19 protein-coding genes are annotated in these 19634 nt (G+C 64.5%); 7 read left to right on the top strand and 12 right to left on the bottom strand.

All coding sequences use genetic code 11. From position 1 onward, the window contains the following. Positions 1-107 precede the first annotated feature (107 nt). Complete coding sequence (locus ACZ899_RS20510; RefSeq protein ID WP_234560600.1) at positions 108-1109, bottom strand: extracellular solute-binding protein; 1002 nt, start codon at positions 1107-1109, stop codon at positions 108-110. Positions 1110-1232: 123 nt separating this feature from the next. Continuing rightward, entirely contained in the window at positions 1233-1634 is a 402-nt protein-coding gene (locus ACZ899_RS20505; RefSeq protein ID WP_203649562.1) for an RNA-binding S4 domain-containing protein, read from the bottom strand. 109 nt (positions 1635-1743) lie between these two features. Here ACZ899_RS20505 and rimB point away from each other — a divergent pair, with 109 nt between their 5' ends. Beyond that, a complete protein-coding gene (gene rimB, locus ACZ899_RS20500; protein ID WP_442799897.1) occupies positions 1744-2226 on the top strand; it encodes a retropepsin-like aspartic endopeptidase RimB in 483 nt (160 codons plus the stop codon). Continuing rightward, positions 2223-3128: a 30S ribosomal protein S6--L-glutamate ligase gene (gene rimK / locus ACZ899_RS20495; RefSeq protein WP_203649560.1), complete on the top strand. Its 906-nt coding sequence runs from the start codon at positions 2223-2225 to the stop codon at positions 3126-3128. Before rimB ends, rimK begins: the two co-directional genes overlap by 4 nt. 107 nt (positions 3129-3235) lie before the next feature. Here the strand turns inward: rimK and ACZ899_RS20490 are convergent, their stop codons facing one another. Together ACZ899_RS20490 and ompR are read right to left on the bottom strand one after the other, a co-directional pair. Then, positions 3236-4549: an ATP-binding protein gene (locus tag ACZ899_RS20490; protein ID WP_232854980.1), complete on the bottom strand. Its 1314-nt coding sequence runs from the start codon at positions 4547-4549 to the stop codon at positions 3236-3238. A gap of 94 nt (positions 4550-4643) precedes the next feature. Continuing rightward, positions 4644-5384 carry an osmolarity response regulator transcription factor OmpR gene (ompR, locus tag ACZ899_RS20485; protein ID WP_028689209.1) on the bottom strand — a complete coding sequence of 247 codons (741 nt, stop codon included), beginning with the start codon at positions 5382-5384 and terminating at the stop codon, positions 4644-4646. Positions 5385-5610: 226 nt separating this feature from the next. Here ompR and ACZ899_RS20480 point away from each other — a divergent pair, with 226 nt between their 5' ends. From ACZ899_RS20480 to ACZ899_RS20465, 4 genes are all read left to right on the top strand, one after another. After that, entirely contained in the window at positions 5611-7938 is a 2328-nt protein-coding gene (locus ACZ899_RS20480) for a Tex family protein (RefSeq protein WP_232854979.1), read from the top strand. Further along, complete coding sequence (locus ACZ899_RS20475) at positions 7938-8321, top strand: PaaI family thioesterase (RefSeq protein ID WP_110735521.1); 384 nt, start codon at positions 7938-7940, stop codon at positions 8319-8321. Before ACZ899_RS20480 ends, ACZ899_RS20475 begins: the two co-directional genes overlap by 1 nt. A 241-nt stretch (positions 8322-8562) precedes the next feature. After that, entirely contained in the window at positions 8563-10140 is a 1578-nt protein-coding gene (gene gshA, locus ACZ899_RS20470; protein ID WP_234560599.1) for a glutamate--cysteine ligase, read from the top strand. Continuing rightward, entirely contained in the window at positions 10140-10772 is a 633-nt protein-coding gene (locus ACZ899_RS20465; protein WP_232854977.1) for a TetR/AcrR family transcriptional regulator, read from the top strand. Before gshA ends, ACZ899_RS20465 begins: the two co-directional genes overlap by 1 nt. A 124-nt stretch (positions 10773-10896) precedes the next feature. Here the strand turns inward: ACZ899_RS20465 and ACZ899_RS20460 are convergent, their stop codons facing one another. From ACZ899_RS20460 to ACZ899_RS20425, 8 genes are all read right to left on the bottom strand, one after another. Beyond that, the gene (locus ACZ899_RS20460) at positions 10897-11112 is read right to left on the bottom strand and encodes a TOBE domain-containing protein (protein ID WP_008095172.1); all 216 of its coding nucleotides are present in this window, start codon (positions 11110-11112) and stop codon (positions 10897-10899) included. 29 nt (positions 11113-11141) lie between these two features. Further along, on the bottom strand, positions 11142-11954 hold the full coding sequence (ssuB, locus tag ACZ899_RS20455; RefSeq protein WP_234560651.1) for an aliphatic sulfonates ABC transporter ATP-binding protein: 813 nt from the start codon (positions 11952-11954) through the stop codon (positions 11142-11144). Beyond that, positions 11954-12751, bottom strand: a complete 798-nt coding sequence (gene ssuC / locus ACZ899_RS20450) for an aliphatic sulfonate ABC transporter permease SsuC (RefSeq protein ID WP_234560598.1) — start codon at positions 12749-12751, stop codon at positions 11954-11956. The genes ssuB and ssuC overlap by 1 nt, the downstream gene beginning before the upstream one ends. A gap of 11 nt (positions 12752-12762) precedes the next feature. Further along, positions 12763-13911, bottom strand: a complete 1149-nt coding sequence (ssuD, locus tag ACZ899_RS20445) for an FMNH2-dependent alkanesulfonate monooxygenase (protein ID WP_203649551.1) — start codon at positions 13909-13911, stop codon at positions 12763-12765. Between the two features lie 60 nt (positions 13912-13971). Beyond that, the gene (locus ACZ899_RS20440) at positions 13972-14937 is read right to left on the bottom strand and encodes a sulfonate ABC transporter substrate-binding protein (RefSeq protein WP_234560597.1); all 966 of its coding nucleotides are present in this window, start codon (positions 14935-14937) and stop codon (positions 13972-13974) included. 95 nt (positions 14938-15032) lie between these two features. Further along, entirely contained in the window at positions 15033-15626 is a 594-nt protein-coding gene (gene ssuE / locus ACZ899_RS20435; RefSeq protein WP_110735537.1) for an NADPH-dependent FMN reductase, read from the bottom strand. A gap of 344 nt (positions 15627-15970) precedes the next feature. After that, a complete protein-coding gene (locus ACZ899_RS20430; RefSeq protein ID WP_028689219.1) occupies positions 15971-16609 on the bottom strand; it encodes a peroxiredoxin in 639 nt (212 codons plus the stop codon). Between the two features lie 164 nt (positions 16610-16773). After that, entirely contained in the window at positions 16774-18138 is a 1365-nt protein-coding gene (locus ACZ899_RS20425) for an OprD family porin (protein WP_203649544.1), read from the bottom strand. A 516-nt stretch (positions 18139-18654) separates the two neighbouring features. On the opposite strand from ACZ899_RS20425, the gene tauA reads away from it, so the two are divergent. Then, positions 18655-19626 (top strand): taurine ABC transporter substrate-binding protein, encoded by a 972-nt coding sequence (tauA, locus tag ACZ899_RS20420; protein WP_203649542.1) that lies wholly within the window; start codon positions 18655-18657, stop codon positions 19624-19626. Positions 19627-19634: the final 8 nt, after the last annotated feature.

Below are 19634 nucleotides of genomic sequence, written 5' to 3'. Positions count from 1 at the left end.
CGCTCCCACAGGGATCGCGCAAACCTGCCAGGCAGCGCAGAACCTGTGGGAGCGGCTTTAGCCGCGAAGGGGCCCTTGTAGGGCCCCGCAAGGATAAGCGCTGAAACTCAGTTCCAGCCAGCCCGATCCATCAAGCGAATCGCTTCGGCCTGGCGCTTGCCGGCGACTTCCACCGGAATGCTGTCGGCCTTGAAGTTGCCCCAGGCCGCGACTTCCGTCGAAGGCTTGACCTTCGGGTTGGCCGGGAACTCCTGGTTGATGTCGGCGAACAGCTTCTGCGCCTCCTCGCCGGTCATCCACTCCACCAGTTTCTTCGCCGCTTCCGGATGCGGTGCATGCTTGGTCAGGCCGATACCCGACAGGTTGACGTGCACGCCGCGATCAGCCTGGTTGGGCCAGAACAGCTTCACCGGCAGGTCAGGCTTCTCCTTGTGCAGGCGCCCGTAGTAGTAGGTGTTGACGATGCCCACGTCGCACTGCCCGGCGGCGATGGCCTGGAGCACCGCGGTGTCGTCGGAGAACACATCGGTGGACAGGTTGTTGACCCAGCCCTTGATCAGCTTCTCGGTCTCGGCCTCGCCGTGGTTCTCGATCAGCGTGGCGGTCAGCGACTGGTTGTAGACCTTCTTCGCCGTGCGCAGGCACAGGCGGCCCTCCCAGTTCTTGTCGGCCAGGGCCTCGTAGGTGCTGAGCTCACCCGGTTTGACCCGGTCGGTGGAGTAGGCGATGGTCCGCGCGCGCAGGCTCAGGCCGGTCCAGTCATGGGACGAGGCGCGGTACTGCGGCGGGATGTTCTGGTCGATGACCGCCGACTTGATCGGCTGCAGGATGCCCATCTGCTCGGCCTGCCAGAGGTTGCCGGCATCGACGGTGAGCAGCAGGTCGGCCACGCCGTTCTCGCCCTCGGCCTTGATGCGCTGCATCAGCGGGGCTTCCTTGTCGGTGATGAACTTGATCTTGACGCCGGTCTTGGCGGTATAGGCGTCGAACACCGGCTTGATCAGCTCGTCGATGCGCGAGGAGTACACCACCACTTCATCCGCCGCCTGGGCGGTGCCGCCGAACAGAGTGAGGGCCAGGGCGGCCAGTAGGGGCTTGCGGGGCAACATCGGGGGTACTCCTCGCTGGATTGAGAAGTGTAAATGGTAGTGAATCCCATTTTCCTGCTCATCTGTCGAGGAGTTACCGAATGTTGCAAGGGGCTGGTTGCGAGGGCTGCATAGCAGCACCGATCATTCGAAATTGCCCTGCAACTGGTGGATCTGCCGCCGCTGCTTCTTGTTCGGTCGCCCATCGCTGGTCATGCCCAGCGCGCCCGCCTTGCGCATCTCGGCCGCCTGTTCGCGACGTTTCACGCTCTCGGCCGTTTCCTCGTAGAGCGTCTGCGCCTCGGGCGCTCCGCGGCGCACCACCGACAATGCCCTGACCACCACGGTGCGCTCGTCGAAACCGGTGCGCAGCACGAACTCGTCGCCCACCCGCGGCTCCTTGCCCGGCTTGCAGCGCTCGCCCCGGCAGTGCACCTTGCCGCTTTCGATCGCCGCCTTGGCCAGGGCGCGGGTCTTGTAGAAACGCGCCGCCCACAGCCATTTGTCCAGGCGTACCTTGTCGTCGTCTTCAGGCTTTTGTGCCATGGTCTTTCCTCGAATTCTGTCTTTCACGGAACTGTACTACCGTGACTGACAGATGCAAAAAGTCCGTGCCGTCATTACAGTTCACCTCCATATCCCCAGGGCACGCTTCGTGAAGACATTTGACCACCTGACTGTGATCGGCCTGCGCGAGTGGGTCGCCCTGCCCGAGCTGGGTGTCGCCGGCCTGCGCGCCAAGATCGACACCGGTGCCAGCACCTCCAGCCTGCACGCCACCGAGGTCGAACCGTTCGAGCGCGATGGTCAGCCATGGGTGCGTTTCACCGCGCACCTGGGCTCGGTGGTGCAGTTGCGCCACCGACGTTGCGAGGCGCCGCTGGTGACCATGAAGACCATCAAGAGCTCCAATGGCCAGGCCCAGATCCGCTATGTGATCCGCACGGCCCTGGTGCTCGGTGACCGGGTCTGGGAAGTCGAATTCACCCTGGCCTGCCGCAAGAGCATGCGCTATCGGCTGCTGCTCGGCTCGAAAGCGCTCATCCATGGCCAGCTGGTGGTCAACCCAGGTCTGAAGTACGTCCAGGACAAACCGGCCTTCCCGGCCACCCTTTCCCCTGTCACAGGTGCTGCATGAAGATCGCTGTGCTGTCGCGCAATCCGCGTCTGTATTCCACCCGCCGCCTGGTCGAGGCCGGTATCCAGCGGGGCCACGAAGTGGTGGTGATCGACACGCTCCGGGCCTATATGAACATCGCCAGCCACAAGCCGCAGATCCATTACCGCGGCAAGCCGCTGGAGGGGTTCGATGCGGTGATCCCGCGCATCGGCGCATCGGTCACTTTCTATGGCTGCGCGGTGCTGCGCCAGTTCGAGATGATGGGCGTCTACCCGCTCAACGAGTCGGTGGCCATCGCCCGCTCGCGGGACAAGCTGCGCTCGCTGCAACTGCTGTCTCGGCGCGGTATCGGCCTGCCGATCACCGGTTTCGCCCACTCGCCGGACGACATTCCCGACCTGATCCAGATGGTCAACGGCGCGCCGCTGGTGATCAAGGTGCTCGAAGGCACCCAGGGCATCGGCGTGGTGCTGTGCGAAACCGCCAAGGCCGCTGAGTCGGTGATCGAGGCGTTCATGGGCCTGAAGCAGAACATCATGGTCCAGGAATACATCAAGGAGGCCGGGGGCGCCGATATCCGCTGCTTCGTGGTGGGCGACAAGGTGATCGCCTCGATGAAGCGCCAGGCCAAGCCGGGCGAGTTCCGCTCCAACCTGCACCGCGGGGGCGTGGCCAGCCTGATCAAGATCACCCCCGAGGAGCGCATGACCGCGATTCGCGCGGCCAAGGTCATGGGCCTGAGCGTGGCGGGGGTGGATATCCTGCGATCCAATCACGGGCCGCTGGTGATGGAGGTGAACTCATCGCCGGGGCTGGAGGGTATCGAGGTGACCACCGGCAAGGACGTGGCCGGGATGATCATCGAGCACCTGGAGAAGAACAGCGGGCCGAATCAGACACGGACCAAGGGCAAGGGTTGATGGTGCCTTTACCGGCCTCTTCGCGGCTGAAGCCGCTCCCACAGGTTTTTGCATGTTCTCTGTGGGAGCGGCTTTAGCCGCGAAGAGGCCCGTACAAACAACAACGATCAGACAGCGTTACGCGGCAACAACAACCCCAGCGGCAACCTCACTCGCGCCTCGATCCCGCCACCGGAGCGATTGCGCAACTCCACATTGCCGCCATGCTGCGCGGCAATGCGCTTGACGATCGCCAGCCCCAACCCGGTGCCCTTGCCGCCCCGTGCCCGATCGCCACGGATGAACGGGTTGAAGATGGTCTCCAGCTCCGACTCGTCGATGCCCGCGCCTCGGTCCAGCACGCTGAGCACCACATACGGCGCGCTCTGCTCGCCCGACACATAGGCCGCCACCTCCACGCCCTTGCCGGCGTGATGCAGGGCGTTGCCGATCAGGTTGCCCAGCATGCGCTTGAGCGACACCCGGCGCAGCGGGAACGGCGGGATCGGCTCCAGGCACAACCGTACCTGCTCCTTGTGTTGGTTGTAGGGCGCCACCACTTCGTAGATCAGGTCGTTGAGGTCGACCTCCTCCACCGGTTCGTCGCGCCCGTCACGAATGAACGCCAGGAACTGGTCGAGGATCGCGTCCATGTCTTCGATGTCACGGACCATGTCCTCGCTGAGGTCGCTGTCGTTGTCCATCAGCGACAGCGACAGGCGCAGCCGGGTCAGCGGCGTGCGCAGGTCATGGGACACTCCGGCCAGCATCAGCTCGCGCTCACGCCCGGCCTGCTCGACATCCTCGGCCATCTGGTTGAACGCGCGGTACACCTCGGTCATCTCGCTGGGGGTGTCGCTGATCGGCAGACGCACGCTGCGCCCCTGGCCCAGCTGGCGGGCAGCGAACACCAGGCGCTTGAGCGGCTGGTTGAGCTGACGCACAAAGATCCACGCCGATGCCGTGGACAACAGGCCGATGGCCAGGAACCAGCCAAGTACGTTCCAGATCTTCTGCCCACGCAGCGGGTGCGGATACAGCGGCACCTTGAGCCAGCCCGGGCCCAGGCTCGGGGCATTCACCCACAGCGCGGGCGGCGCGTGGATGCGCAGCCGCACCTCGGTGTCATCGCCCAGTTCGGCCTGCATCTGGCGCTGGTAGATCTCGCTGTACGGCCAGTGCTGCTCGCCCTCCGGCACGCCGGCGCCGGTCACCCGGATCAGCCCGGCCGCCTCGGCGATCTGGTCACGGTTCTCTTCATCCGCAGCCCAGTAGGCGCGCAGCGTCAGGGCCACGCCGTGGCTGTACTGGCGGTCGACCAGCACGTCCTCGTTCATCAGCAGGTACACGAGCGTCAGTGCCTTGGAAAACAGCACGACGATCAGCACCAGCCAGAGGGTGCGGGCGAAGAAGCTTTGCGGGAACCAGAGAGGCGTTTTCATCGATCAACTACTGTACTGAAAGGGCCGGCCGCCACAGACGCAAACAGGGCGACCCGCGTGGGTCGCCCTGCTGCACCCTGACGAGCCGACAGGCTCATTTGCCGGCGTTTCCGTCCGGCACGAAGACGTAGCCCACACCCCATACGGTCTGGATGTAGCGTGGTTTGGACGGATCGGGCTCGATCATCCGGCGCAGGCGCGAGATCTGCACGTCGATGGAGCGCTCCAGGGCGTCCCACTCGCGACCACGGGCCAGGTTCATCAGCTTGTCGCGGGTCAGCGGCTCGCGGGCGTGCATCACCAGGGCCTTGAGCACGGCGAACTCACCGGTGGTGAGCATGTGCGTCTCTTCACCGCGCTTGAGTTCGCGGGTGGCCAGCGACAGCTCGTAGTCGCCGAAGGTGACGGTCTCTTCCTCGCTGCCCGGCGCGCCCGGCACACTCGGGGACTGGCGGCGCAGCACGGCCTTGACCCGGGCCACCAGCTCGTCGGGGTTGAACGGCTTGGCCAGGTAGTCGTCGGCGCCCAGCTCCAGGCCCTTGATACGGCTGAGCTCGTCGCCCTTGGCGGTGAGCATGATGATCGGGATCTGGTTGTTCGACGCGCGCAGGCGCTTGCACGCGGACAGGCCGTCCTCGCCCGGCAGCATCAGGTCGAGGACCACCAGGTTGAACACTTCACGGGCCAGCAGGCGGTCCATCTGTTCGACGTTGGGCACGGTGCGGACACGGAAGCCCTTGCTGGTGAAGAAACGGTCCAGCAGGCTGCTCAGGCCCGGGTCGTCGTCGACGATGAGAATCTTGTCGCCTTCTGCGGCGTTTGCGGTGCTGGTCATGAATAACTCCTCTGATATCGCCGCGCATTATGGCGTAGCCATTGCAGCGCGTGCCGTGTGCATTGTTAGCAGATTTTTCCCCCGGCGCCACTTCCAGGCTTGTGGGAGCGGGTTTACCCGCGAAGAAACCAGCACGGTGCCTGACAAGGACTTGACCCTGTTCGCGGGTAAACCCGCTCCCACATCGGTATAATGCGCCGCTTTAAATCCTTGCCAGGTGGTTTTCATGGACAGCATCAACAGCCGTATCGCCGAGGAACTGGGCGTGCGCCCACAACAGGTCGAAGCGGCCGTGGGCCTGTTGGACGAAGGATCGACCGTGCCCTTCATCGCCCGTTACCGCAAGGAAGTGACCGGCAGCCTTGATGACACCCAACTGCGCCACCTGGAAGAGCGCCTGCGCTACCTGCGCGAGCTCGACGATCGTCGCGCCAGCATCCTGGCCAGCATCGAGGAGCAGGGCAAGCTGACCCCGGAGCTGGCCCGCGAGATCAAGCTGGCCGACACCAAGACCCGCCTCGAAGACCTGTACCTGCCGTACAAGCAGAAGCGCCGCACCAAGGGCCAGATCGCCCTGGAAGCGGGCCTGGGCGAGTTGGCCGACGGCCTGTTCAACGATCCGCAGCTGAACCCGGAAAGCGAAGCGGCACGTTTCGTCGACGCCGAAAAAGGCGTGGCCGACGTCAAGGCTGCCCTGGAAGGCGCCAAGTACATCCTCATGGAGCGCTTCGCCGAGGACGCTGCCCTGCTCGACAAGCTGCGCAGCTTCCTCAAGCAGGAAGCGGTGCTGACCGCCCGCGTGGTTCCCGGTAAAGAAGAAGAAGGCGCCAAGTTCCGCGACTACTTCGCCCACGACGAGCTGCTGCGCACCGCGCCGTCGCACCGCGCCCTGGCGATCTTCCGCGGACGCAACGAAGGCGTGCTGAGCGCCTCGCTGAAAGTCGGCGAGGAGCTGCCGGGCACCCTGCACCCGTGCGAGCTGATGATCGGCCAGCAGGTCGGCATCGAGAACCGCAACCGCCCGGCCGACAAGTGGCTGGGCGAAGTGGTGCGCTGGACCTGGAAGGTCAAGCTGTACACCCACCTGGAAACCGACCTGTTCGGCGAGCTGCGCGACAACGCCGAAGGCGAGGCGATCAACGTCTTCGCCCACAACCTGCACGACCTGCTGCTGGCCGCCCCGGCCGGTCCGCGCGCAACGCTGGGCTTCGACCCGGGCCTGCGCACCGGCTGCAAGATCGCCGTGGTCGATGCTACCGGCAAGCTGCTGGACCACACCACGGTCTACCCGCACGCGCCGAAGAACGACTGGGACCGCACCATCTCCATCATGGCCGCGCTGTGCGCCAAGCACTCGGTCGAGCTGATCGCCATCGGCAACGGCACCGCCAGCCGCGAAAGCGACAAGCTGGTGGCCGAGCTGGTCAAGAAATACCCGGCCCTGAAGATCACCAAGATCATGGTCTCCGAGGCCGGCGCTTCGGTGTACTCGGCTTCCGAGCTGGCTGCTCGCGAGTTCCCGGACCTGGATGTGTCGATCCGTGGCGCCGTGTCCATCGCCCGTCGCCTGCAGGACCCGCTGGCCGAACTGGTGAAGATCGACCCGAAATCCATCGGCGTCGGCCAATACCAGCACGACGTGTCGCAGGTGAAGCTGGCCCGTGGCCTGGACGCCGTGGTCGAGGACTGCGTGAACGCCGTGGGCGTCGATGTCAACACCGCTTCCGTGGCGCTGCTGACGCGCATTTCCGGCCTCAACGCGACCCTGGCGCAGAACATCGTCAGCCACCGCGACGCCAACGGCCCGTTCGCCACCCGTGCCGCGCTGAAGAAAGTCAGCCGCCTGGGCGAGAAGACCTTCGAACAGGCCGCCGGCTTCCTGCGCGTGATGAACGGCGACAACCCGCTGGACGCCTCGGCGGTGCACCCGGAAGCCTACCCGCTGGTACAGCGCATCGCCGCCGACACCGACCGCGACATTCGCTCGCTGATCGGCGACAGCGGTTTCCTCAAGCGCCTGGACCCGAAGAAGTTCACCGACGAAAGCTTCGGCCTGCCGACCGTCACCGACATCCTCCAGGAGCTGGACAAGCCGGGCCGCGACCCGCGCCCGGAGTTCAAGACCGCCACCTTCCAGGACGGCGTCGAGGACCTCAAGGACCTGGAGCCGGGGATGATCCTCGAAGGTGTGGTGACCAACGTCACCAACTTCGGTGCCTTCGTCGACATCGGCGTGCACCAGGACGGCCTGGTGCACATCTCGGCGCTGTCCGAGAAGTTCGTCAAGGACCCGCGTGAAGCGGTCAAGGCCGGCGACGTGGTCAAGGTCAAGGTCATGGAAGTGGACATCCCGCGCAAGCGCGTCGGCCTGTCCATGCGCATGAGCGACACCCCCGGCGAGAAAGTCGAGGGCAACCGCGGCGGCAACCGTGGCAACGGCGGCAACCGCCAGCAGCAGGCGCCGCGCCAGCGCGAGACCAGCGCCGCCACCGCACCGGCCAACAACGCCATGGCGGCACTGTTCGCCAACGCCAAGCAGCTGAAGAAGAAGTGATGGACGTACCGAAAGCGTACGTCGAGAGCGCCTTCAGCCAATTGCTGGGTTGCCGCCTGCAACGCCTGGACACGGGTGTTGCAGAGGTGGCCCTGGCGCTCGAGCCGCACCTGCGCAACCGCGGCCAGAAGCTGCACGGCGGGGCGATCTTCAGCCTGGTGGACATCGCCATGGGCCTGGCCTGCTCGGCCAGCCATGGCTTCGACCAGCAGAGCGTGACCATCGAGTGCAAGATCAACTACATGCGCGCCGTCAGCGAGGGCGAGGTGCTGTGCACCGCCCGGGTGCTGCACGCCGGGCGGCGCACGCTGGTGGTCGACGCCGACGTGCTTCAGGACGACAAGCTGGTGGCCAAGGCCCAGGGAACCTTCGCGGTTCTCTAGCTGACAGGCCCCCATCTGCGGTATTTTCGGCGCATTGCTGTACACCTGATCGCGGGGCAAGCCCGCTCCCACGAACGTTCACAGACTTCGTGGGAGCGGGCTTGCCCCGCGATCAGGCGGATATAGGCCAGCGACGGAACCGCGTAAACCAGGCGACAACGCCAGTTCCTTTCCCAACTACCCTTGTAGACCGTCATCCCTACCCCCATATTGGGGCGACTGACGCGTGAAGGAATCCATCTTGAGCGACCTCCTCAACCGCCGCCTGAGCCTGCTCGGCGACAATATCGACCTGCTCAAGCAGTGCCTGCACGGCATTGAGCGCGAATGCCTGCGGGTGACCAACGACGGTCGCCTGGCCCAGACCCCGCACCCCGAGGCCCTGGGTTCGGCGCTGACCAACGAGCAGATCACCACCGACTATTCCGAGTCGCTGCTGGAATTCATCACCCCGGCCCTGGCCGACCCGGCCAAGGTGCTCGAGAGCCTCGAGCAGATCCACCGTTTCGTCTACACCAAGCTGGGCGACGAATACCTGTGGAGCCCGTCGATGCCCTGCGCGCTGCCGGCCGAGGAGGACATCCCGATCGCCGAATACGGCAGCTCGAACATCGGCAAGCTCAAGCACGTCTATCGCAAGGGCCTGGCCCTGCGTTACGGCCGTACCATGCAGTGCATCGCCGGCATCCACTACAACTTCTCCCTGCCCGAAGCGCTGTGGCCGTTGCTGCGCGATGCCGAAGGCGGCGAGCAGGACGACCGCGACTACCAGTCCTCGGCCTATATCGCGCTGATCCGCAACTTCCGCCGCTACAGCTGGCTGCTGATGTACCTGTTCGGCGCGTCCCCGGCCCTGGACAAAGGCTTCCTGCGCGGTCGTGCGCACCAGCTCGAAGAGCTGGATGCCGAGACGCTCTACCTGCCCTACGCCACCAGCCTGCGCATGAGCGACCTGGGTTACCAGAGCAACGCCCAGGCAGGCCTGACGCCCTGCTACAACAACCTCGCCAGCTACACCGACAGCCTGCGCAAGGCGGTGGGCACGCCCTACCCGCCCTATGTCGAGGTCGGCACGCACAAGGATGGCGAGTGGGTGCAGTTGAACACCAACATCCTGCAGATCGAGAACGAGTACTACTCGAACATCCGCCCCAAGCGCGTCACCTACACCGGCGAGCGGCCTATCCAGGCCCTGACCTCCCGTGGCGTGCAGTACGTGGAAGTACGCTGCCTGGACATCAACCCGTTCCTGCCGGTGGGTATCGACCTGACCGAAGCGCGCTTCCTCGACGCCTTCCTGCTGTTCTGCGCGCTGGAAGAGAGCCCGCAACTGGACAACGGCGAGTGCGGCCAGTGCACCGACAACTTCCTCACCGTGGTCAAGGAAGGCCGCCGTCCTGGCCTGGAACTGCACCGTGACGGCCAGCCGATCGAGCTGAAAGTGTGGGCCAGCGAATTGATCGGCCGCATCGGGCAGTTGGCCGAGTTGCTCGACCATGCCCAAGGTGGCGACGAACATGCCAAGGCGCTGGAAGCGCAACAGGCCAAGGTCGATGACGCCTCGCTGACGCCATCCGCCCAGGTGCTGGCACGCATGGCCGAACACAACGAAAGCTTCATCAAGTTCTCCCTGCGCCAAAGCCGGAACCACGCCGAGACCTTCCGCGAGCAGCCGCTGCCCACCGAGCGCCAGCAGGCCTTCGAGACCCTCGCCCGCGAATCCCTGGCCGAGCAGTCGCGCCTGGAGCAGCAGGAGGTGGGTGACTTCGACCTGTTCGTCGGTGCCTACCAGGCCAGCATCCTGGCGATCAGCAACTGATGACCCGCCCCGCCACCCCGCGCAAGCCACGCGCCAGCAGCCAGGCCAGGATCGAAGCGATCCTCGCTGCGGCCCGCGAGCTGCTGGCCGGACAAGGGGTGGCGGCGCTGTCGATCTACAGCGTGGCTGAACGGGCGCAAATTCCGCCGTCGTCGGTGTATCACTTCTTCGCCAGCGTGCCGGCCTTGCTCGAGGCACTGACCGCCGACGTGCATCGGGCTTTTCGCGAGGCCCTGAACGCACCCATCGACAGCACTGCATTCAGTACCTGGCCGCAACTGTCGAGGCTGATCGAGCAGCGCATGCTCGACATCTACACCGAAGATGCCGCGGCGCGGCAGCTGATCCTGGCCCAGCATGGGCTGAGCGAAGTGGTACAGGCCGACCGTCAGCACGACCTGGAGCTGGGCGAGCTGATGCACAGGCTGTTCGATCGGCATTTCCAGCTGCCTACGATGCCTCGGGATGTGGATGTGTTCGCGTTGGCGATGGAGCTGAGCGACCGGGTGTATGCCCGCTCGATGCAGTTGCATGAAGCGATCACGCCGCGCATGGCGGAAGAGGGGATGCGGGTGTTCGAGGCGTATCTGGGGCTGTATCTGCCGCCGTTTCTGGCCAAGCGGTCGGCTTGAGATCCTTGGGGCCGCTTTGCGGCCCTTTTCGCGGCACGAGGCCGCTCCTACAGGGGTTATGCGATCCCCTGTAGGAGCGGCCTCGTGCCGCGAAAAGGGCGCACAGCGCCCTCTATCCAGACCATCACAACTTGGCGATGGACACCTCGGTCGATTTCACGAAGGCGATCACCTCACTGCCCACCTGCAATTCCAGCTCCTTCACGGAACGGGTGGTGATCACCGAAGTGACGATACCGGAGGCGGTCTGCACGTCGATTTCCGACAGTACCGGGCCTTCGAGGATTTCCTTCACGGTGCCTTTGAACTGGTTGCGAACGTTGATGGCTTTGATGGTCATGGCGTCATTCCTTTTGCGGCTTCGAGGATTCAGTGAGCCCAACGCAACTGCGTGGGCAAGGGGGCTACAGGCTCCGGCTCGGGCGGCGTGCCCGGGACGGACAGAACACGGTTGAGCACTTCGCTTTCCAGCGCCGCCAGGCGGTGCGAACCCCGCACCCGTGGCCGGGGCAGGTCGACGACCAGGTCCAGGCCGACGGCGCCGTCTTCGATCAGGATCACCCGGTCGGCCACGGCGACGGCTTCGCTGACGTCGTGGGTGACCAGCAGCACGGTGAAGCCGTGCTGGCGCCACAGGCGCTCGATCAGTTGCTGCATTTCGATGCGGGTCAGGGCATCCAGCGCGCCCAATGGCTCGTCCAGCAGCAGCAGGCGCGGCTGGTGGATCAGCGCCCGGGCCAGGGCCACCCGCTGTTTCTGGCCGCCGGACAACGCCGCCGGCCATTCGTTGGCGCGATCGACCAGGCCGACCGCCGCCAATGCCTCCAGGGCGCGGGGCCGCCAGTTGCCGGACAAGCCCAGGCCGACGTTGTCGATCACTTTCTTCCAGGGCAGCAGGCGCGCGTCCTGGAACATCAGGCGGGTATCCTCGCGGGCCTCGGCCAGCGGCGCGGCCCCCGCCAACAGTTGGCCGGCGCTGGGTTGGTCGAGCCCGGCCAGCAGGCGCAACAAGGTGCTCTTGCCGCAGCCACTGCGACCGACGATGGCGACGAACTGGCCGGCCGGAATGTGCAGGTCGATGCCGCGCAGCACTTCACGCTGGCCGAAGGTACGACGCAGGTCCCGGGCTGCCAGGGGGATGCCACGCAGCAGGCGTGGCGGCTGTTCCTTGAGCACGGTCATCATGCGCCCTCCTTCTTCGCCACCTGGTACGCCGGGTGCCAGCGCAGCCACACCCGCTCCAGGCCACGGGCGGCCAGGTCGGCCAGCTTGCCGAGCACCGCGTACAGGACGATGGCCAGCACCACAACATCGGTCTGCAGGAACTCGCGGGCGTTCATCGCCAGGTAGCCGATGCCGGCGTTGGCCGAGATGGTCTCGGCGACGATCAGCGTCAGCCACATGAAGCCCAGGGCGAAGCGCACGCCGACCAGGATCGAGGGCAGCGCTCCCGGCAGGATCACCTGGCGGAACAACGCGAAGCCCGACAGCCCATAGCTGCGCGCCATCTCCACCAGCGCCGGATCGACGTTGCGGATCCCGTGGTAGGTGTTCAGGTAGATGGGGAACAGCGTCCCCAGCGCCACCAGGAAGATCTTTGCCGACTCGTCGATGCCGAACCACAGGATCACCAGCGGGATCAGCGCCAGGTGCGGCACGTTGCGGATCATCTGCACCGAGCTGTCGAGCAGGCGCTCGCCCCAGTTCGACAGGCCGGTGATGAAGCCCAGCAACAGGCCGAGGCTGCCGCCGATCACGAAGCCCAGGCCGGCACGCCAGCCGCTGATGGCCAGGTGGGTCCAGAGCTGGCCGCTGCGCACCAGCTCGACACCGGCACTGACCACCGCGCTCGGCGCTGGCAGGATGCGGGTCGACAGCCAGCCCGCGCTGACCGCCAGCTGCCATACCACCAGCAGCAGGATCGGCAGGGCCCAGGGCGCCAGGCGCTTCGACCAGGTGGTTGGGGATGCTCGACTCATGGCCCCGGTCCTCAGCTCTGCGACACGGACTTGGGCAGGATGTCGTTGGCGACCATTTCACCGAACGGGCTCACGTAGCCACCGGTCTTCGGTTGTTCCGGGCGCTGCACGTCCAGGTGCGGGAACAGCAGCTCGGCGACGCGGTACGACTCCTCCAGGTGTGGATAACCGGAGAAGATGAACGTGTCGATGCCAAGATCGGCGTATTCCTTGACCCGCGCCGCGACGGTCGGGCCATCGCCCACCAGCGCGGTGCCGGCACCGCCACGCACCAGGCCGACACCGGCCCACAGGTTCGGCGCCACTTCCAGCTTGTCGCGCTTGCCGCCATGCAGGGCGGCCATGCGTTGCTGGCCGACCGAGTCGAAGCGCGCCAGCGACGCCTGGGCACGGGCGATGGTGTCGTCGTCCAGGTGCGAGATGAGCCTGTCGGCGGCGGCCCAGGCCTCCTCGTTAGTTTCCCGCACGATCACGTGCAAGCGGATGCCGAAGCGCACTTCACGGCCTTGGGCGGCAGCCTTCTCGCGCACCTGGGCGATCTTCTCGGCGACGGCCGCCGGCGGCTCGCCCCAGGTCAGGTACAGCTCGACCTGCTCGGCGGCCAGGTCCTGTGCGGCCTCGGAGGAGCCACCAAAGTACAGCGGCGGACGCGGCTGCTGGATCGGCGGGTAGAGCAGCTTGGCGCCTTTCACCTGGATGTGCTTGCCGTCGTAGTCAACGGTTTCGCCTTCGAGCACCTTGCGCCAGATACGGGTGAATTCCACCGACGCCTCGTAGCGTTCCTGATGGTTCAGGTGCAGGCCATCACCGGCCAGTTCGTCAGGATCACCGCCGGTCACCAGGTTGAACAGCGCACGCCCGTTGGACAGGCGATCCAGGGTGGCGGCCTGGCGCGCGGCCACGGTCGGCGAAATGATCCCCGGGCGCAGGGCCACCAGGAACTTCAGGCGCTCGGTCACCGGAATCAGCGAGGCCGCCACCAGCCAGGAGTCCTCGCAGGAACGTCCGGTGGGGATCAGCACGCCGCCAAAGCCCAGGCGGTCGGCGGCCTGGGCGATCTGGCTCAGGTAGCCGTGGTCGACGGCGCGGGCGCCTTCGCTGGTGCCCAGGTACTTGCCGTCACCGTGGGTGGGGAGGAACCAGAAGATGTTAAGGCTCATTGGAGTTGTCTCCTCAAGGGTGGCTCAAGCCGGGGCGACGCCCCGGCGCAGGCGAATCGTTCAAGGCGCGCTGGCGACCTTGGCCGGGGGTGTCCAGATCACATCCTTGATGCTCAAGGGCTTGGGAATCAGCTTCAGGGCCTGGAAGGTGTCGGCAATCTTCTGCTGCGCGGCGATCACGTCCGGAGTCAGCGGCGCGGCGCCGTAGCCCTGGCGTTTCACCGAAGTCAGGGTGATGTCGGCGGGCAGGCCGAGCAGCGGCGCGACCTGGTCGGTGACCTGCTGCGGATTGGCCCGGGACCACTCGCCCACGGCGCGCACTTCCTCGACCAGGGTGTTGATCACCGCCGGGTGCTGGGTGGCATAGCTGCGGGTGGCGAGGTAGAACTGGTGGTTGTCGACCAGGTCCTTGCCGTCACGCAGGGTGCGTGCCTGCAGCTGTTGCTCGGCGGCGGCCTGGTACGGGTCCCAGATCACCCAGGCGTCGACGCTGCCGCGCTCGAAGGCGGCGCGGGCGTCGGCCGGCGGCAGGTAGACGGGCTGGATATCGGTGTACTTGAGGCCGGCGTCTTCCAGGGCGCGCACCAGCAGGTAGTGCACGTTGGAGCCCTTGTTGAGGGCGACTTTCTTGCCCTTGAGTTCCTTCACCGACTGGATCGTCGATCCCTTCGGCACAAGGATCGCCTCGCTGTGCGGGGCTGGCGGCTCATAGGCGACGTACAGCAGGTCGGCACCTGCGGCCTGGGCAAACACCGGCGGGGTTTCGCCGGTCACGCCGAAGTCGATGGAGCCGATGTTGAGGCCTTCGAGCAGTTGCGGGCCGCCGGGGAACTCGGTCCATTGCACGTCGATGTCCTGTTCCTTCAGGCGCTTTTCCAGCGAGCCCTTGGCCTTGAGCAGCACCAGGGTGCCGTATTTCTGGTAACCAATGCGCAGGCTCTCGGCCTGGGCTTGAGTGATGGCGCCGAAGGACACAGCCGCCGCAAACAGGGCGACCAGACCGCGACGCAAGAAGACTGTGCGCATGGCGCTCTCCTGTGCGAGTGGGTTCGGGTAGCACCTGCTTGCCTCGTTGACGGGCGAGTAAGGTGGGAAAAACGGTCAAGCGGTATAGCGGGCGGTCAGATGCTCCAACGGGCACTGATCAGGCGTTCGTTGAGTTCGCCCGGTACCACCGGCCGAGGCCGGCGCGCCAGGGCGCTGTGGAACGTTTCCAGCGAATCCTGCAGGCGCTGCTCCAGGGCAGCGGCCAGTTGCGCGGGCCTGGCGCCTTCGCCGTAGGCGACCTGGCTGTCGTCGGCGAAGATCCCCTGCAGGGTCTCCTGCGCCTTGAGGGCCGACAGCACGGGCTTGAGGGCGTAGTCCACGGCCAGCATGTGGGCGATGCTGCCACCGGTGGCGATCGGCAGGACCACCTTGTGTTCCAGGGCACGCTCGGGCAGCAGGTCGAGCAAGGTCTTCAGGGCGCCGGCGAACGACGCCTTGTACACCGGGGTGGCGACCACCAGGCCATCGGCCTGGGCCACCAGTTCATTGAAGTGACGCACCTGCGGGCTGTCGAAGCGCGCGTGGAGCAGGTCCTCGGCGGGGAATTCCCGCACCTGGAAGGTCACCACCTCGACGCCGCGCTCCTGCAGCCAGTCGCGCGAGCGCTCTAGCAGCACGCCGGAGCGTGAACGAAGACTGGGGCTACCACCGACAGAAACAACCAGCATTGAAAGCGCTTCCTTCGATTCGATTGCAGGGCCGCGAGGGGTTGTCCCCGCTGGATGGAAGTGACATTAACAGTTAGTCATATATATCTAGAAATCATATTTTCGTATTTATTTATTCCATATAGAGATATTCAGATTTATCTCTGTAGGAACGGCCTTGTGCCGCGAAAGGGCCGCAAAGCGGCCCCGGCGATAAGTGCATTGACGCTGAAAATCCTGGGGGTGCTGCGCCCCCCTTTCGCGGCACAAGGCCGCTCCTACAGGCTTTCGGTAGACATAAAAAAGGGCCGTCGAAACGGCCCGAAGATCCCTGCTTGGCTAAGAGCAATGCAACGAGCAATACCTCATCGATTTGGTTGCGGGGTCAGTCGCAGATAGGGTTTCACCGCCCGGTACCCTTTCGGGAAGCGCCGCTTGATTTCGTCCTCGTCCTTGAGCGAAGGCACGATCACTACCTCGTCGCCGTCCTGCCAGTTGCCTGGCGTGGCGACCTTGTAGTTGTCGGTCAGCTGCAGCGAGTCGATCACCCGCAGGATCTCGTTGAAGTTGCGCCCGGTACTGGCCGGATAGGTGATGGTCAGGCGCACCTTCTTGTTCGGGTCGATGACGAACAGCGAGCGCACGGTCAGGGTGTCGCTGGCGTTGGGGTGGATCAGGTCGTACAGGTCGGAGACCTTGCGGTCGGCGTCGGCGATGATCGGGAAGTTGACCACGGTGTTCTGGGTCTCGTTGATGTCATCGATCCACTTGTGGTGCGAGTCGACCGGGTCCACCGACAGGGCGATGGCTTTCACGCCACGCTTGGCGAAGTCTTCCTTGAGCTTGGCGGTCAGGCCCAGCTCGGTGGTGCACACCGGGGTGAAGTCGGCCGGGTGGGAGAACAGCACGCCCCAGCTGTCGCCCAGCCATTCGTGGAAACGGATCTTGCCGGCGCTGGAATCCTGTTCGAAATCGGGGGCGATATCGCCGAGTTTGAGGCTCATGAAAGCGGCTCCTGTGCTGTGTCTGGCCTTGTGGGTTCAATGTGCCTGCTTCCGAATAGAAATAAAAAGAATAAATATCGATTTATTTATAACCATTAAGCATACGGATTCGCAGACACAAAAAAGCCTCGCACTAGGCGAGGCTTTCTTGATGCCGCTACGACTTACATGAAGGCGTAAGTGTAGTTGACGATGAAGCGAGTCTGATCCTGGTCGTTCGCAGCGCCCGAACCGGTGCCACGGTAGACGCCCTGGCGCAGGCTGAAGCCCAGGCCCTTGAGGGTGCCTTCCTGCAGAACGTAGTCGACGCGCGCGTCACGCTCCCACTCGCTGAAGGTACCGTGGCCGTCGGTGTTACGACCATCCTGACCGCGCAGGTAGGCGACCGAAGCCTTCAGGCCCGGCACGCCCAGACGGGCGAAGTCGTAGGAGTACTGACCGAAGGTGGTGTTTTCACCGGCCTTGGCGAACTGGTTGATCATGCTGTCGGTGAACAGGTAGAAGCTGGCGCCGCCCGCACCTTCGGCACGGCCGTTGCCATCAACGACACCGCCCTGGTTCAGCCAGACGAAGCCACCATCATCGTTGACCTGCTGATGGCCGAGCATCAGCGCGTGGCCACCGAGGGTATAGGTGAACATGGCGGACCAGGTCTTGTTGTCGACCTTGCCGGTTTCCTTGGCATAACCGCCGTTGTTGTTGAAGTTGTAGCCGCCACCGTGGCCGTTCTTGCCATCGCTGCTGCTGTCGAAGTAGCGCAGGTCGGTCTTGAACGACTGGTCGTCAGCGATCTTGAAGACGTGGGTGGCGCCCAGGAAGCTCTGCTTGTAGAAGTCTTCCAGGTTCGAGTAGTAGTACTGCAGGGTCAGGTCTGGAGTGAGCTTGTAGTCCAGGCCACCGTAGCGGAACTTGTTGCTGTCAGCGGTCGCGCCGTTGACCGACAGGCCGGTACGGTTGCTCGAGGCACGACCCATTGCGTGGGTCAGCTGACCGGCGTTGATGGTCAGGTTGTCGATTTCCTTCGAGGTGATGGTTGCACCTTCGAAGGTCTGCGGCAGCAGACGACCGTCGTTGGAGACCAGGATCGGCAGCATCGGTGCCAGGGCGCTACCGAAGTGCGCTTCGGTCTTGGAGAAGCGGGCCTTGGCGTTGGCGCCAACGCGTGCCCACTGGCTTACCGAAGAGCCGTCGGTATCGTCCGGAAGGAAGCCGGACTTGTGGTAGCCCTTGCCACCATCGAGGTGGATACCCCACACGGCCTGGGCATCGACACCGAAGCCTACGGTGCCTTCAGTGAAGCCGGAGATGTAGTCGAGCTTGAAACCTTGACCGGTTTCACGCTGATCCGGACGCTTGCCGGCCGGACGAGTCGCGGTTGCCGGAGTGGCGTGCGCTTCGCGGTTGTTGTTGTCGAAGTACATGGTGCGCGAGCTCAGGGACAGCTTGCTGTCTTCGATGAAACCGGCAGCGCCTGCTTGTTGGGCGAGAACCCCCAGTGCCACGGCCAGGGCCAGGCTGGACTTGTACATGTTTTGCTCCTCTACGTTCTAATTTTTGTGCGTCTCAAGCGGCGGAGTCTGCTGCCCCACTCACCCGGATTGGCGATTTAGCACAAATGCGTGACCGCCAAGTCAATCGCTAACGGTCGATCTGCGACTTTGGTCTAACCCGCCGACCTGCGCTACAGGATAATGACAATCCTATAAATCCAAAATGACCGTTTTATGAATCTGTAAGATTTTTACGGAATAACATCGGAACCATTCCTACGAAACGCTGTATCGACGCCGTCAATCATACCTTTAGGTTATGTGCAAACGTTTGCCGAGCTGTCGACCGATGGTACCCCCGCAGGAACCGAACAAGACTAGCCGTCTTGAGCGATTCCGCCAGCTTCCCACCTCGTGCGGGAGCGAGCCCGTAAACCGCGCAGGTTCAGAGCGTTTGGCTTTTAAGCTAATTCTAAAAAGTTATTTATTTACTATTTCTTAGATCATCTAGTCTTCTCGCCATCCATCCCAGAATGCCTGACGAGAGGTTCAACCATGATCCCGCATGCTCCGCTGCGCCTGTTCGCCGCCCTGACCCTCGCCAGTGCCAGCTGGCTGGCCCAGGCCGCCGACCTGACCGTCGCCTACCAGACCACCGTCGACCCGGCCAAGGTGGCCCAGGTCGATGGCACCTATGAAAAGGACAGCAAGGCCAGCATCGACTGGCGCAAGTTCGATAATGGCGCCGATGTGATCACCGCCGTCGCCTCGGGCGACGTGCAGATCGGCTACCTCGGCTCCAGCCCGCTGGCCGCCGCCGCCACTCGCAAGCTGCCGGTCGAGACCTTCCTGATCGCTACCCAGATCGGCGCCGGCGAGGCCCTGGTCGCCCGTGACAACATCAAGACCCCGCAGGACCTGGTCGGCAAGAAAGTCGCCGTGCCGTTCGTTTCCACCGGCCATTACAGCCTGCTGGCCGCACTCAAGAGCTGGAACATCGACCCGTCGAAGGTGCAGATCCTCAACCTCGCCCCGCCGGCGATCATCGCTGCCTGGAAACGCGGCGACATCGACGCCACCTACGTCTGGGACCCGGCCCTGGGCGTGGCCAAGGAAAACGGCAAGGTGCTGATCACCTCGGGCGAGCTGGCCGAGAAAGGCGCGCCGACCTTCGATGCCTGGATCGTGCGCAAGGACTTCGCCGCCAAGCACCCGGAGATCGTCAAGTCGTTCGCCAAGGTCACCCTCGATGCCTACGCCGACTACCGCAAGGACCCGAAAGCCTGGCTGGCCGACAAGGACAACGTCGCCAAGCTGGTCAAGCTGTCCGGCGCCAAGCCTGCCGATATCCCGGTGCTGCTGCAGGGCAACGTCTATCCGCTGGCCGCCGACCAGGCCAGCGCACTGCGCGAGCCGACCACCCAGGCACTGACCGACACCGCCACCTTCCTCAAGCAACAGGGCAAGGTCGACGCCGTGCTGCCCGACTACTCGCCCTACGTCAGCGCCCAATACCTGCCCAACTGATCCGGAGC

Source organism: Pseudomonas sp. TE31087 (assembly GCF_057284075.1).
Note: the sequence above shows the minus strand (reverse complement) of the source record. Positions and strands in the feature narration are given on the sequence as shown.

What these genes read in the sequence shown, in the direction of transcription:
- ACZ899_RS20465 (WP_232854977.1), top strand. Translation starts at nt 10,140, where the DNA reads ATGACCCGCCCCGCCACCCCGCGCAAGCCACGCGCCAGCAGCCAGGCC.
- ACZ899_RS20440 (WP_234560597.1), bottom strand. Translation starts at nt 14,937, where the DNA reads ATGCGCACAGTCTTCTTGCGTCGCGGTCTGGTCGCCCTGTTTGCGGCG.
- ompR (WP_028689209.1), bottom strand. Translation starts at nt 5,384, where the DNA reads ATGACCAGCACCGCAAACGCCGCAGAAGGCGACAAGATTCTCATCGTC.
- ssuD (WP_203649551.1), bottom strand. Translation starts at nt 13,911, where the DNA reads ATGAGCCTTAACATCTTCTGGTTCCTCCCCACCCACGGTGACGGCAAG.
- ACZ899_RS20425 (WP_203649544.1), bottom strand. Translation starts at nt 18,138, where the DNA reads ATGTACAAGTCCAGCCTGGCCCTGGCCGTGGCACTGGGGGTTCTCGCC.
- ssuB (WP_234560651.1), bottom strand. Translation starts at nt 11,954, where the DNA reads ATGACCGTGCTCAAGGAACAGCCGCCACGCCTGCTGCGTGGCATCCCC.
- rimK (WP_203649560.1), top strand. Translation starts at nt 2,223, where the DNA reads ATGAAGATCGCTGTGCTGTCGCGCAATCCGCGTCTGTATTCCACCCGC.
- tauA (WP_203649542.1), top strand. Translation starts at nt 18,655, where the DNA reads ATGATCCCGCATGCTCCGCTGCGCCTGTTCGCCGCCCTGACCCTCGCC.
- ACZ899_RS20475 (WP_110735521.1), top strand. Translation starts at nt 7,938, where the DNA reads ATGGACGTACCGAAAGCGTACGTCGAGAGCGCCTTCAGCCAATTGCTG.
- ACZ899_RS20460 (WP_008095172.1), bottom strand. Translation starts at nt 11,112, where the DNA reads ATGACCATCAAAGCCATCAACGTTCGCAACCAGTTCAAAGGCACCGTG.
- ACZ899_RS20430 (WP_028689219.1), bottom strand. Translation starts at nt 16,609, where the DNA reads ATGAGCCTCAAACTCGGCGATATCGCCCCCGATTTCGAACAGGATTCC.
- ACZ899_RS20510 (WP_234560600.1), bottom strand. Translation starts at nt 1,109, where the DNA reads ATGTTGCCCCGCAAGCCCCTACTGGCCGCCCTGGCCCTCACTCTGTTC.
- ssuE (WP_110735537.1), bottom strand. Translation starts at nt 15,626, where the DNA reads ATGCTGGTTGTTTCTGTCGGTGGTAGCCCCAGTCTTCGTTCACGCTCC.
- ACZ899_RS20480 (WP_232854979.1), top strand. Translation starts at nt 5,611, where the DNA reads ATGGACAGCATCAACAGCCGTATCGCCGAGGAACTGGGCGTGCGCCCA.
- ACZ899_RS20505 (WP_203649562.1), bottom strand. Translation starts at nt 1,634, where the DNA reads ATGGCACAAAAGCCTGAAGACGACGACAAGGTACGCCTGGACAAATGG.
- ACZ899_RS20490 (WP_232854980.1), bottom strand. Translation starts at nt 4,549, where the DNA reads ATGAAAACGCCTCTCTGGTTCCCGCAAAGCTTCTTCGCCCGCACCCTC.
- ssuC (WP_234560598.1), bottom strand. Translation starts at nt 12,751, where the DNA reads ATGAGTCGAGCATCCCCAACCACCTGGTCGAAGCGCCTGGCGCCCTGG.